The following is a 13,758-nucleotide window of genomic DNA, read 5'->3' as shown; positions in this document are numbered from 1 at the left end:
CAATCGAGGTGAGGCTGGCTTCCGTGTATGACTGATTAACGCACGATGGCCACAGATTTGATCTGCGCCCACAATCTACTTCCGGTGTTTACGGACAGCTGATGGGCGGAGCGGCGGGTGATGCGTGCGATCAGTCGCGATCCCACCGCGTCACTGGGATGTGTGGCGGTGGCTTGAGGTTTCAGACGAAGCAACACCATGGCTGGATCGCGGTCGGCAGAGATCTCTTCTACCTCGACCGGCAGGCGGTTGAGGATGCTGGATTGCGTATCCTCGCCCCGGGTCAGGCTGATGTCCCGTGCGAGCACGCGCACCCGAATCGAGTCGCCGACGGCTTCGCCACTATCCCGCAGCCACAGGCTACCCCCGTCAAAATCCGCTCTCAGCAGATTCCACTGGCTATCCCGCTGCGCGATGTTGGCTTCCAGCAGCACACCCAGATCGTCTCCGAGCGGTACCGGAAAGTCCTCGCGGGAGAGCAGGGCGGTGGCCGGGCCTTCGTTAGTGATGCTTCCGTTATCCATCAGTACCAGGTGGTCGGCAAGCCGCGCGATTTCCTCGATCGAGTGGCTTACATACAGAATCGGAATGTCCAGCGCGCGGTGCAGTTTCTCGAGATAGGGGAGAATTTCCCGCTTGCGCATCTGGTCGAGGGAAGCGAGCGGCTCATCCATCAACAGTACGCGGGGTTTGATCAACAGCGCGCGGGCAATGGCGACTCTTTGCTGCTCGCCGCCAGAGAGCGCGCCCGGTCGCTTCGACAACAGGTGCCCGATCCCCAATAAATCAATAATGCTGCGGTACTCGGCGTCGGACACCGGTTGCCAGGCGCGCTTGCGCGCAAACCGCAGGTTTTGTGCTGCATTCAAATGTGGGAGCAGGCTCGGCTGCTGAAACACAAACCCCAGTGGCCGACGGTGCACCGGCAGTGCCTCTTTCGGTTTGCCCGCGGATTGCCATACCGCACCATTAACGGCAAGACTGCCACTCGCGCAGGGTTGCAGACCTGCAATACAGCGGAGCAGGGTGGTTTTGCCGCAACCGGAGGGGCCGAAAATGCCGGTCACCCCACTTCCCGGTAGATTCAACCGCACCTTCAGGGAAAAGGGCGCGTGGGTGTCGCCACCATCCCGCGACAGGTGGAAGTGACCCTGGATACCACCGCCCGAAACCGGTTCAAACGCCATAGCGCAATCCCCGGGCAGCGTTGCGGTGCTGCAGCAGATACAGCAGGAGTAACACCGCAAAGGAAAATCCGACCATGGCAGCCGATAGCCAGTGTGCCTGGGTATATTCCAGCGCTTCCACGTGATCGTAAATCTGTACCGAAACCACCCGGGTCTCACCGGGAATATTACCGCCGATCATCAACACTACACCAAACTCCCCCACCGTGTGCGCGAAGCCCAGGACGGCTGCGGTAATAATGCCCGGCCTTGCCAGGGGCAGGGTGACATGCCAGAAGGTATCCCATGGCCCGGCACGCAGTGTTGCCGCCACCTCAGCGTGCTGTTGCCCCTGTGCCTCAATGGCGTTTTGGATGGGCTGCACAACGAATGGCAGTGAGTAGAGCAGGGAAGCAATAACGAGCCCCCAGAACGTGAATGGCAGGGTGCCCAGCCCGAGCGCTTCGGTCAGTTTTCCCATGGGCCCATCGGGGCCCATAAAAACCAGCAGATAAAAACCCAGTACCGTGGGCGGCAGCACCAGGGGTAATGCCACCAGCGCACTCACCGGCCCTCGCATCACTGAACGGGTTCGGGCCAGCCATAACGCCAGCGGTGTGCCGAGCAGCAGTAACAGGACAGTGACGGTGGTGGCGAGACGCAGGGTTAACCAGATCGCACCCAGGTCAGATTCACTCAGCATGGGGGCCTTCCTCTCGAGAAGGCGTTACCGCCTGGCTCCTCGCATATCCGTAAGAAGCCAGCAGGGTCGCCACCTCTGCCTCCTGCATATAGCGCCAGAAATCCGCCAGTACGGTGTTGTCTACCGCGCGCGTGAGAATGACCGCGTCCTGCCTGACCGGTGTATGCAGCGATTGTGGCACTACCCAGGCGGAGCCCGCGACGATCTCACCATCGCGCATGATCTGGGACAGTGCGACAAACCCCAGGTCGGCATTGCCGCTGGCGACGAATTGATAGGTCTGGGAAATATTCTCCCCCTGTACCCAACGGGTGCGAGTGCGCGCGTCCAGCTGCAGGTTGTGCAGCACTTGCTGGGCTGCGGTTCCGTAGGGCGCGAGTTTCGGGTTGGCGAGGGCGAGCTTGTCGAATTGCGAGGTTTTCAGCAGTACCTGGATGTTTTCAGGCAGGTTGTTATGCCGCGACCACAACGCCAGTCTTCCCTCCGCGTAGGTGATGCGGGAATCGGGCTCGGCCAGCCCCTCGTCGATGAGACGCGCAGGCTTCTCCTGATCCGCGGAGAAAAACGCATCGAAGGGTGCACCATTTCGGATCTGCGCGTAGATTTTGCCGGACGAGCCAAACACCAGTTGTATCCGTTGCTGGCTGCGCGCCTCATAGCGCGCGACGATGGCCTGCATGGGTACGGTGAAATTGGAGGCGACCGCGATGGTTACTTCCCGCGAGTGGCCTGCAGCCGCGGCCATCATGGTTAATACGCCGGTAACCAAGGCCGCCGCTCGCGCTTTCAGGTTGCGCCCGGCGCACAAGGGACGTCGGCGGTGAGTGTGGAGCTGCCTATCCATCGATCTACTTATTGACCCCAAGAGAAGCCGGTGCATCCGGTATTGGCTCTATGGTTGACGATGTGCCGGCAGTTCGCAACCTCTGCGCGCCCGCTGTTTGCACGCTCGGTGGCGCAGCTGCCTGCGCGGTTTACAGTGGGAAAGTGTCTGGGTTTTAATGGCCCGCATCCGATGAGGTAAGCCACGGCAAGCCGGTTGTAAGAAACCCGCGAGTCGATCGACTCATCCTTATCGTCGCCATCTCTATGCGGCCTTAGAGCCGTGCATTGATATTGCTGCGTATTGACTGAGCCAACAAACGATGCCCGACAACTCTTCTGTGCCCGGTTCTTCTGCGCCCGGTAGTTCCGCGCCCGACCGTTCAGCAAACTCTGCCGGCAGGGTTGCCCAGGCTGCCGATGCCCAGTCGCTTACCGATCCGCAATTTCTGGAGGCGTTACGCAATCAGATGATCCGCTTCGCCACGCTCCAGCTGCGCGATGAGCACCAGGCGGAAGATGCGGTACAGGAGGCGCTCGCGGGTGCGCTCAAGAATGCGGATTCGTTCGCTCGCCAGTCGGCCCTGCGTACCTGGGTTTTCTCGATTCTCAAGTACAAGATTGCCGACATCTTGCGCTACCGTCAGCGGGTTATCGCCACCAGCGAGCTGGGCGACACCGAGCAGCAGGATCAGGCAATGATGGATGGCCTGTTCAACGCCAATGGGCACTGGCACCGGGCCGAGCGCCCCAGCAGCTGGAGTGGTCCGCAAGGTGGTGTCCAGAGTGATCACTTCTGGCGAGTGTTTGATGCTTGCCTGAACGGGCTACCCGAGAAACAGGCACGGGTATTTATGATGCGCGAGTTCATCGAGCTGGAGTCCCACGAGATCTGCAATCAGTTGGAACTTTCCACCAGCAATCTTCACGTATTGCTGTATCGCGCGCGGCTGCGTTTGCGGGCGTGCCTGGAAAACAGCTGGTTCCAGGCGCCGGCCAGCGGGAAAGAAAGCGACACCGGCCTAACGAAAGAAGGAGAGCGCCAGTGATGAATTGTAAACAGGCGACGCAGCTACTGTCCCTGCAGCAGGAGCGCCCACTGAGTCGCCGAGAAAGGTTCAGCCTGCGGTTTCACCTGATGATGTGCAAAGCCTGCAGGAACTTCTCGACACAGATGGATTCCCTGCGCACGATTTCCAGGCACTACGCCAAAGGCGAGCACCCCGCATCCGATGATCGAGAATCGCACTGAACCGACACAGGCAACCGCATTTTCACCCGGCCTTGGCACCGTCGGCGGGCGTCAGGCTTTGGTCGGCATCCCCGTACCAGAACCGGTAGTAGTCCTCGGTAACCTTCTGTTCGATTTCTGAGGCCTCTTCTCGCGGACAGAACAGGGTAATGGTCAGTACATCGTGGCCCAACTCACTGGTGCTGACTTTGATCTTGGGCTCGGTGCCGGCCAGGTCGACCCCCATGCGGCTTTCGATCAATTTGCAGTAGCGCTCGGCAACCTCTTTGAACGATTCGCAGTGCTCCAGCACCCGCTCGGTAATAAACGGTTTGATGTCGAACGGATTTTTGCCCTTGCTCTCGCGCACGATGGAAAACGTGTGCTCGATATAGCGCCGCATAAAGTTCAGGTTCTTCACCGGCTGGGTAAAGAACACATTGTTGGGCACATACAGGGTGGTGCCGGTGTATCCGTTACCGAGACCGTGCGGGTCGATTTCCAACAGCGTGGTACTCAGCCAGTTGTTGTCGATGACCTCCCCGAACTGGTCGCCGATGCGCACCCAGTCGCCGATGGTAAACGACCGCATGCTCGCCTGGTAAAGCCCACCCACCAGACACGCCACCACATCCCGCAGAGCAATCACAATCGCCACGGAAAATGCAGCGATCGACAAGGCAAAGTCGCGCAGCTCGGAAACCCAGATGGCAAACAGGCCGATAACGATGGCCAGGTTGGCAAAGTTGTGCACCATATGCACCCGGCGGCGAATGTCCTGCCGCTGCCAGCTGGAGCGGCGAAACAGGGTCGCCAGCAGGTAACGAACCACCAGCACCACCACAAGGAGGAGCAGGCTCCAGGCCAGTTTGTTTTCGAGGAATTGGTGCAAGACTTCAGTGTTCATCGGGGGCTCGGTAATGCGGTGCAGGTGGTGGCCGTTATCGCCCGCGCCTAGCGCTGGCGTGAGGGTATCCCGAACGGCGGACTGTTTGAAAATTATGGCGTGCCGGAACCAGGCCCGGGTGGAATTTGGCGGGAGTGTATCCGAGTCGATGAAATTGCCGCAACCGGGAGCGACCTGTTTTGTGCATCAACCCCGGGGCAGGGGACCCAACGGAAGCGGCGGCGCGATACTACAGCGGTACTATCCTGAGCGGTACTATCCTGATATTACAACGCCGACCCTAGCTGCGTGCGCCGTACCACCTTCACACCGTCCGCAATCCGTTCACTGGGGTGGAGGACGACGACTTCGCCGGGGGTCACCCCCGACAGTACTTCGGCCATTTGCCCGTTATTGTGGCCAACCTCTATTTCCGTGCGCACCGCGCGGCCACCCATGACCCGAAACAATGCCCAGGATTTCTGGTGGCGGAAGAGGGCGCCAGTCGGTACCTGTACCACATCGTCAGCGCGCCAGGTTTCAATGGCAGCGTCCACCCGGTAACCGTGCCCCAGCCGCGACCAGGTGTCTTTCGGGTCCACAAAATCCACGATCACATTGACCCGCTGCTCTTCAATACCTAGTGCCGAGATCTTGGTAAACCCAAAGGGCTCGATAAGCCGCACCCGCCCATGCAGTGGCGCATCGCCCCCCCAGTTGGTGATCTTGACCGGTGCGCTCGGCTGCACCCGCACGGCATCCCGGGAGAGCAGATCGATGACAATTTCCAGTTCAGCGGGGTTGCCGATTTCCAGCAGCGGTGTGCCCACCGGTACCACGCGCTCACTTTCCTGCAGCAGCCGCAGTACACGCCCGGAAACCGGGGCGGTAACCTGGACGAGCTTTTCCTTGCGCATCAAGGGTGCCCCCGGCTGGGGCTCGATCAAGGCCGCACGGGCATTTTCGAGCTCGCTCTGACTTACCCCTTCGGCGGCGCGGGCGGTATCCCGGGCAGCCTCGGCGCTGTCCAGTGCCAGCTCAATGCGCTCGACTTCCACTTGAGAAATGTGACCCTTGGTCCCCAGCTTGCGCGCGCGCCTGGCGTCAGCGCGGGCAAAATTAAGCCGGGCTTCCGCATCTCGGCGCTCCGCACTGGAAAGCTTCAGAGCCGCCTCGGCACTGCGGATTGCCGCCTGCGCCTGGCTGCGCCCACGCTCGTCGAGGAACTGCGGATGTGTGGGCAGTAATTCCACCAGTGGTGTAGCGCCGGTTTCTACTGCATCGCCCACTTCGCGCTGTATGCGCAGCAGGTAGCCGGTGACCGGTGCCGACACCACAAACACATCGTGCACCCGGGTGTAGCCCTCATCGGAAACGGCAACCTGCATGGGCCCGCGGGAGACCTCGGTCATATCGACCGGTACCGGTTTGGGGGAAAATGCGTAGATAAAGAACGCCAGCAGGCCGAGTACAATCAGCAGACCGGTGATACGTTTGAACAGTTTGTGGCCCATAGCGCTTCTGTGTTTTCCCCCTTGGTCCTACTTTTTTGCCGGGTGCCTGATTCTTTACCGTCCCGCTACAAAGCACCGCTAGCTTACTCCCGGGTTTTCAGTACCGCGATCAGGTCAAGCTGCTGAATACGTCGGTGCACCAGCAGACTCGAGGCCAGCGCCGAAAGCAGCACCACCAGCGCGGCATACCCATAGGTAGAAGGGCTGATGATCAACGGAATTCGGAACAGTTCGGTGCTGAACGACTGCACCAGCGTCCAGGCGAGCAGGTAGCCCAGCAGCGCCCCCAACGGCAGGGCGCACACCGTAAGTAATGCCAGTTCTCCCAGCAGAATATACGAAACCTCCCCGCGGGTCAGTCCAAGCACCCGTAAGCTGGCGAGCTCCCGCCCCCGTTCCGAGAGCGATATCCGTGCGCTGTTGTACACCACCCCAAGCGCGATCAGACCTGCAAACAGGGTATTGAAAAACACAAAGGTGCCGAGGCTTTCCTGCAGTGTTTCGTAAAACGCATCCTGCGCCTGTTCCTGCAAACTGACCCCGGCGACCACCGGGGTGTTCTTGAGTGCGCGGTAAAACGCATCGGTCTGTTCAGGGTCAATAAGCAGGTAGGTGCCGGAAATTACTGCGTCGTCGCGCATCATCCGGTTCATTTCTGCAAGGTCCATGTAGGCGGTGGTGCCCATATAAGTCTTCACGATCCCGCTCACTACCACATCGACCTCGGGGCGCCGCCCGGTACGCACCTCCAGCCGCAGGGTCTCACCGGTCGTGATATCCAGCAGCTCCGCCAGTTTGTCTGACAGCACGATGCCAAAGTCCGGCAGCGGGACAGGGTTCAAATTGGTATCCACCACGCGGCTCAACTCCGCGTCTGGTGTGAGCCCGATAACCGCTTCGCGACGGTTGCGGGGGCCATTGCGCAATACCGCGGGAATTGCACGGAAGGGCTCAGCACTCAGAGCCCCCGGGGCGTGCAGCACATCCTGGACCGCGCGGATATTGCGCGGCTCGACGAAGTTGACCGTCACATCCTGGCGATCAATCACGTTAAAGCTGACGTCCACCATCACCATCATCGCGTCGAGGGAAAAGCTGGAGCCGATCAGTAGCCCCATCGACATAGCGATGCCGATACAGGTCATGGCCGCGCGCTTTGGCCAGCGATAAAGGTGCCGCAGAATCATCCGCGAAGGCTGGTCGATACCGCGGGCCGCCCGTTCGAGACGGTGGGTGAGCGCGCCAAACCAGTGGCCGGAACGGCTGTAATCCGGTGGCGGCGGCGGCACCATCGCCACCGCCGGGTCCAGGCGCACCACCTTACGTACGGCGGTAAAGGTACCGGCGGCAGAAACCAGCACGCTGAAACCGATACCTGCCAGATAGACATCGGGCGGCGCGCGAAACAGAAGAAACGGGAACTTGAAGTAATCCATGTACATGCGCGCCAGACCGTGCCCGAGCCACAAGCCCAGCGCGATGCCGATCACGATACCCAGAGCGGTAATGGCCCCGATCATTTTCAGGTAGTGCAGGGCAACGGTGCGGTTGCTGTAGCCGAAGGCCTTGAGCAGCCCGATCTGCTCCCGCTCGGTATCTACCAGCCGGCCAATGACCACATTCAGAAGAAAGGCGGCCACCAATAAAAAGATGGGCGGCAACAGGCGCCCCATGGTTTCCAGCTGGTCGATCTCATTGGTGAGGAACTGGTCGGAAATCTGCTGATCCCGCCCGTAGGCTCCGGTGGCGCCATAGCGTTTGAGTAGCAAGTCGAGCTGGTCGAGCAGTGCGTCCTGCTGTTCTCCGGTCGAGGTCAGCAGCACCACTTCATTGAATGCGCCGTCCAGATCAAAGGCATTGGCGAGCGCCTCCCGGTTCATCCACAACACCCCGAAGCGTTTCTTGTCTGGCACTATTTCACCGGGCGAAATCGCGTAGACGTACTCCGGGGACAGGGCAATACCGCTGATGGTCAGTTGTTTTTTGGTACCATTGAGGATCGCATGGACGTGATCACCGGGTTGCAGATTGTGGGCCTCCGCAAAGGCCTCCAGCGCGAGCACTTCTTCTTCGCGTACCGGATCGGGATAGCGCCCGCGACGCAACACAAAGTCGTTGATATGGGGCCCGCGGATGACGGGCAGGGACTGTATTTCGCCGATGATCGGTGCGGCGGCGCCCGCGACATCGAGAATCACACCGGCGCGGATACGGGTTTCCGCACGCCGTACACCGGGCAGCTCGGTGATATGGGCCAGCTGTGCATTCGGCGCACGCTTCACCGGCGCCCACACGTCGGCAAAGCGGTAGCGTTCGTAGTAGGCCGCGCGGGTATCGGCCAATGACGCCAGCATACCTTTCGACATCAGGTACATGCCGATCCCGCAGCCAATCACAACCGCAATGGCCAACGCCTGGCCCTTAATGGCCCAGAGGTCGCGCGCGAGCTTGCGGTCCAGTGGTTGCAGAAACTCGATCACCGACCGTTACCAGCTGAGCTCTGCCGGCGCGCAGGGGTGCGCATTGAGTTCGGTGCGCTGTATCTGGCCGTCTCCCATGGTCAGGATTCGATCCGCCATGTTCGCGATGGCCGCGTTATGGGTGATCACCATAGTGGTGGTGCCCAGTTCGCGGTTGACCCGCGCGATGGCCTCAAGCACGACAATGCCGGTTTTACTGTCCAACGCACCGGTGGGCTCGTCGCACAACAGTACGCGCGGCTGCTTTGCGATTGCGCGAGCAATGGCAACTCGCTGTTGCTCACCACCGGACAGCTGCGCGGGGAAATGATCCATTCGTTTGCCCAGCCCCACCAGTTCCAGGGCCTGCTCCGGCGTCATCGGCTCCCGCGCGATTTCCGTCACCAGCGCGACGTTTTCCCGTGCCGTGAGGCTCGGGATCAGGTTGTAAAACTGGAAGACGAAGCCTACATATTCGCGGCGGAACTGCGTCAGATGACGATCATCGAACCCGGTCAACTCGTCCTGGTCGAAAAATACCTGGCCCGCAGAAGGTGAGTCGAGGCCCCCGAGGATATTCAGCAGGGTGGATTTGCCACTGCCCGAAGGGCCCAGCAGCACGACCATCTCGCCGCGCAACACGGAAAGGCTCACCCCCCGCAGCGCGTATACCGTGGACTCGCCACTCCCATAGGTTTTGGTGAGGCCTTCCGCGCGAATCGCTGGATACTTGTCGTCGGTCATTAAGGGCTCCGATTCTCGGAATATTCCAGTGCACTACCCGACAGTTATACCAGTATTTGCGGGAAAAACAGCATCGTCAGGCCCAGTAACAGCATTACCACACCGCTGATACATTTAAGCCAGCGTCCCCCGCGCGCGGATAACTTGCCGCTACCGAGGGCCATGACTGCAAGAGTGACCATCAGCGCATCATCGGCAATGTAGGCCAGAATATACAGCCCCAGATAACCATAATAGGCCGAGCCGCTAAGATCCTGCTGGGCGAGAACCGCGGTGTAAATGGCCGGCAGGCCGGCGGTACACAGCAATTCAATCACATTCACCAGTACCGCCAGTAACGCCACACCGATCATCGAAGCGATGAGCCTGTCTGCGCGCAGCACCTTGCGTGCCCGCGCGTAAATCCCCGGTTTCGCGGACGATGGAATGGCCAGGGTATAGCCGTGGTTACCAGCAAAAGAATCCCGCAAGTTCACGATACCGATCACCACGGCAATGCCAGCCAGCAACCAGCGCAGCCAGTGTGAGAACCCTACCAGTAAAAACAGGTTGAGCCAGGCGGCCATAAACGCGTAGTAGATGGCACCACTGACGAACACAAATGTCCCCGCAATCAATGCCATGCGACGTCGGTCCCTTAGTCGCACCAGAAGAGATAGCAGAAATAACAGCACCCACATTGCACAGGGGTTGAAACCATCGACGAGGCCGAGCGCGATGGTGAAAAGTGGTAGCCCGAGCCGCTCTGCACTGAGGCCGCGAAATCCGGTTTTTGCAGTCGCTTCCGGCCGTGCAGTACCGCCCGTGATCAGGCGGTCCAGTTCCGGCCCGGTGTGTGCCCCACTGACAAAACCCACCAGAACGCGCCCCTCAATCACAAAGGTGGGTACGCCCGGTGGCCATTCACCCACAAGGCGGGAGTGCCGGGCAAGATCTTCTGCCGCGCGCGGATCTGTATCCAATGAGCGATACACGATCTGCAGGTCTGGATAGCGTGTTTGCAATTGCGGCAGATACGCTTTCGCATCAGCGCAGTGGGGGCAGCCATCGCGCACAAATACCTCGAGCGTCTTCGTCGGCGATGCAGTTGCATCTCCGGGTACCGTTGGGGGTAGTCGCGCTTCTGCCAACAGCAGCGGAAAGATTGCCAGGATCCACAACCATCCAATTGTCACGGTTTTCATCGGCAGGCTTGTACTTGAATCATTCGATGTAGTGTTAAATTCAAACCATAGCCGCCCTGGGCGAGCCACCGTGACGGAGGGTATTTCCGTGCCTGGGGTGTGGCAGCTCCTGCCGATATGTACGTTGGAGTGGCACCTGTTCAAGCCGCAAAACAATATGGTTGACCCGGGTGCTGCTATTTTTGCAGGTAATGGATGGTTTCTGCCGCCCTTCACTCGCAGCTAACAACAAAAGAATGCGCAATTCCGCTTCCGACCACATGGATCCGTGGCATCACCTGACCGCAGAGGAGGCCACAACTCGCCTGCACAGTGGACGGTCGGGGTTGAGTGATACCGAAGCTTCCCTGCGCCTCGATCAATACGGTGCCAACACACTGCCTCATCCGCGGCTGACGGGATTCCTGCGTCTGTTCGTCCGCCAATTCATCAGCCCACTGATTTATGTGTTACTGGCGGCGATGGTGGTATCACTGGTGGCCGGAAAGTATGCGGATGCCTCTTTCATTGGGTTGATTCTGCTGCTGAATGCACTGATCGGCGCGCTGCAGGAAAGCCATGCCAACCGCAGCGCCCAGGCCCTGCGCAGGTTGATGGTCATTCGTACACGGGTGGTACGCGATGGCGAGGTTTCGGAAATCTCCGCGGAGAATCTGGTACCGGGTGATCAGGTTTTACTCAGCTCGGGGGACCGGGTCCCCGCGGATATGCGCTTGCTGGAATCCGATGGCCTGGAAGTGGACGAATCGGTACTTACCGGCGAGTCCCTGCCGGTGTTCAAAAATAGCGAATTGCTCTGCGACCCGCGCTCACCGATCGCCGAGCGGATCAACCTCTGCTATGCGGGCACCCTGGTTGCCGCCGGCCGTGGCCGCGCGCTGGTCACCGCTACGGGGTTGCATACCGAAATGGGCAAGCTCAGCCAGACCATGGAAGTCGCACAGGCAGCCACGCCACCCCTGTTCCAGCGTATTGATCGTTTCAGTAAAAAGCTGACCATTGCACTACTGGTGGCCATCGCCGTTTTGGCGGCGATAGAGATTGCCCGCAACACGGATCCAATGGTGATCTTTATGACGGCCGTGGCCCTCGCGGTGTCGGCAATTCCCGAGGGCCTGCCGATGGCCCTGACACTGGTGCTCTCGGTCGGCACACGGCGCATGGTCAAGCGCCATGTGATTGTGCGCAAGCTGGTCGCGATTGAGAGCCTGGGCTCCTGTACCGTGATCGCAACGGACAAGACCGGCACCCTGACCGAGAACCACCTGACGGCACGCAAAATTGCGTTCTGTGACGATGTGAGCGTCACCCTTGATGGCGGTAAATTGCCCTCAGCCGCGGAGTTACCCGAGCATGGCGATACCCGTGTGACACGCCTTGCCACGGTGGCGGCGCTGTGTAACGAAGCGGAGTTACGCCCACTCGACAATGGGGAGTGGCACAGCAGTGGCGATGCGGTGGATCAGGCCCTGTTGGTGATGGCGCACAAGGTGGGTTTGACGCGCCGCGCGCTCGAAGCGCAGTGGCCGCAGCAGGCACAGATACACTACGAACCCGCGCTCGGCTTTGCCGCGACACTGCATTCCAAAGCTCAGGGGCAAGGTACGTTGATTTGCGTCAAAGGCGCGCTGGAGAAACTGCTGCCCATGTGCGAGCGCATGGCCACAATCGATGGTGATCGACCATTGGATACAGACCTGGCGCTATCGGCGATGGCACGCCTTGCCGAGCAGGGCGCACGGGTGCTGGCATTTGCCGATGGGGAGGGCGGCGCGGCCGATCACTTTGTCCCGGAAAACCTGCGCGGGCTATGTCTGCTGGGACTGGTAGGCATGTTCGATCCCTTGCGCCCGGAGGCTGCGGCCGCAATCGCCCAGTGCCGGGCCGCCGGTATTCATGTGTGTATGGTCACCGGCGATCATCCGCGCACGGCGCTCTCCATCGCGCAGGAATTGAGCCTGGCGGACAGCGAAGACAAACCAGTGACCGGCGTAGAGCTGGCGCGGGCGGAGGCACAGGGAGCAGGGGCACTGGATGCGCTCACCGCAGATACGCGGGTTTACGCGCGGGTGTCGCCGGAACAGAAACTCACCATCGTCCAGTCGCTACAGCATCAGGGGCAGTTTGTGGCAGTGACCGGCGACGGCGTGAATGACGCACCGGCACTAAGCAGCGCGCACGTGGGTGTGGCCATGGGGGAGCAGGGCACGGAAGTGGCGAAAGAATCCGCTGACGTTCTGTTGACCGATGATAACTTCGCCTCGGTGGTGGCGGGTATCGAGGAGGGGCGGATTGCCTACCGAAATATCCGCAAGGTGATCTTCTTCCTGATTTCTACCGGCGCAGCCGAAGTGGTGTTGTTTATTCTCAGCACGATTTTCGGCATGCCACTGCCGCTGACGGCGGTGCAACTGCTGTGGCTGAACCTGGTCACCAACAGTATTCAGAATGTGGGGCTCGCCCTGGAGCCGGGTGAAGGCGATGAAATGCGACGACCGCCACGGCCGCCGCAGGAACCCCTGTTCAATCCCGTGATGCTACGTCGTGTGCTGGTGTCGGGCGTAGTGATGGGCGGGCTTGCGTTCACCAGTTTTTACTGGCTGCTACAGCACGGTTGGGAGGTGGAGGCGGCGCGCAACAGTGTCCTGTTGTTAATGGTGCTGTTTGAAAATGTACAGGTATTCAATAGCCGGTCAGAGCACCGTTCAATTTTTCGTCAGCCATTTTTTTCGAACCCGATTTTGTTGCTGGGCACCCTGGCTGCGCAGGGCATCCACATCCTTTGCCTGTATTCACCCTTGATGCAGGAAGTGCTCGGTGTATCACCGGTCAGTGCCGTGCAGTGGACCGCATTGCTGGCGATTGCGCTACTGCAAGTGCTGGCGATGGAGCTGCTGCTACGTTTTACCCGCAGCTGGCGTTAGCCATCGCAGGCACATTGTCATCTATTTCCTCTCAAGAGTGACCGATGGTTCCTACACTCTGAGTAAATAATTGGTGTGCCTACATTAGTCCAGCCACGCAAACGGCGGACTACGCGCGCAGACCT

11 protein-coding genes are annotated in these 13,758 nt (G+C 60.0%); 3 read left to right on the top strand and 8 right to left on the bottom strand.

Annotated features, from left to right (window positions below; genetic code table 11):
• Nucleotides 1–35: 35 nt before the first annotated feature.
• From modC to modA, 3 genes are read right to left on the bottom strand one after another with little or no spacing between them, the layout of a single operon-like run.
• Nucleotides 36–1,187: a molybdenum ABC transporter ATP-binding protein gene (gene modC, locus JF535_RS12280; protein ID WP_207002489.1), complete on the bottom strand. Its 1,152-nt coding sequence runs from the start codon at nucleotides 1,185–1,187 to the stop codon at nucleotides 36–38.
• Nucleotides 1,177–1,869 (bottom strand): molybdate ABC transporter permease subunit, encoded by a 693-nt coding sequence (modB, locus tag JF535_RS12275; RefSeq protein WP_207002488.1) that lies wholly within the window; start codon nucleotides 1,867–1,869, stop codon nucleotides 1,177–1,179. Before modB ends, modC begins: the two co-directional genes overlap by 11 nt.
• Entirely contained in the window at nucleotides 1,859–2,713 is an 855-nt protein-coding gene (gene modA, locus JF535_RS12270) for a molybdate ABC transporter substrate-binding protein (RefSeq protein ID WP_242523816.1), read from the bottom strand. Before modA ends, modB begins: the two co-directional genes overlap by 11 nt.
• A gap of 301 nt (nucleotides 2,714–3,014) precedes the next feature.
• Between modA and JF535_RS12265 the strand changes: the two genes are divergently transcribed.
• Nucleotides 3,015–3,740: an RNA polymerase factor sigma-70 gene (locus JF535_RS12265; protein ID WP_207002485.1), complete on the top strand. Its 726-nt coding sequence runs from the start codon at nucleotides 3,015–3,017 to the stop codon at nucleotides 3,738–3,740.
• Nucleotides 3,740–3,943, top strand: coding sequence for a zf-HC2 domain-containing protein (locus tag JF535_RS12260; RefSeq protein WP_242523815.1), 204 nt, complete (start codon nucleotides 3,740–3,742; stop codon nucleotides 3,941–3,943). Before JF535_RS12265 ends, JF535_RS12260 begins: the two co-directional genes overlap by 1 nt.
• A gap of 22 nt (nucleotides 3,944–3,965) precedes the next feature.
• On the opposite strand, the gene JF535_RS12255 is transcribed toward JF535_RS12260, so the two are convergent.
• The 5 genes from JF535_RS12255 to JF535_RS12235 form a co-directional block, all read right to left on the bottom strand.
• Entirely contained in the window at nucleotides 3,966–4,829 is an 864-nt protein-coding gene (locus tag JF535_RS12255) for a mechanosensitive ion channel family protein (RefSeq protein ID WP_207002481.1), read from the bottom strand.
• A 266-nt stretch (nucleotides 4,830–5,095) separates the two neighbouring features.
• On the bottom strand, nucleotides 5,096–6,322 hold the full coding sequence (locus JF535_RS12250; RefSeq protein ID WP_207002479.1) for an efflux RND transporter periplasmic adaptor subunit: 1,227 nt from the start codon (nucleotides 6,320–6,322) through the stop codon (nucleotides 5,096–5,098).
• Between the two features lie 83 nt (nucleotides 6,323–6,405).
• Nucleotides 6,406–8,802 carry an FtsX-like permease family protein gene (locus tag JF535_RS12245; RefSeq protein WP_207002477.1) on the bottom strand — a complete coding sequence of 799 codons (2,397 nt, stop codon included), beginning with the start codon at nucleotides 8,800–8,802 and terminating at the stop codon, nucleotides 6,406–6,408.
• Between the two features lie 6 nt (nucleotides 8,803–8,808).
• Nucleotides 8,809–9,525 (bottom strand): ABC transporter ATP-binding protein, encoded by a 717-nt coding sequence (locus JF535_RS12240; protein WP_207002475.1) that lies wholly within the window; start codon nucleotides 9,523–9,525, stop codon nucleotides 8,809–8,811.
• Nucleotides 9,526–9,569: 44 nt separating this feature from the next.
• Nucleotides 9,570–10,709 carry a glutaredoxin family protein gene (locus JF535_RS12235; protein ID WP_207002473.1) on the bottom strand — a complete coding sequence of 380 codons (1,140 nt, stop codon included), beginning with the start codon at nucleotides 10,707–10,709 and terminating at the stop codon, nucleotides 9,570–9,572.
• A 236-nt stretch (nucleotides 10,710–10,945) separates the two neighbouring features.
• On the opposite strand from JF535_RS12235, the gene JF535_RS12230 reads away from it, so the two are divergent.
• Nucleotides 10,946–13,633 (top strand): cation-translocating P-type ATPase, encoded by a 2,688-nt coding sequence (locus tag JF535_RS12230; protein ID WP_207002471.1) that lies wholly within the window; start codon nucleotides 10,946–10,948, stop codon nucleotides 13,631–13,633.
• Nucleotides 13,634–13,758 lie beyond the last annotated feature (125 nt).

The sequence above is a fragment of the Microbulbifer salipaludis genome (genome assembly GCF_017303155.1).
Lineage (GTDB): Bacteria > Pseudomonadota > Gammaproteobacteria > Pseudomonadales > Cellvibrionaceae > Microbulbifer > Microbulbifer salipaludis.
The sequence above is the reverse complement of the archived record's forward strand: the minus strand, read 5'-3'. Positions and strand labels throughout refer to the sequence as shown.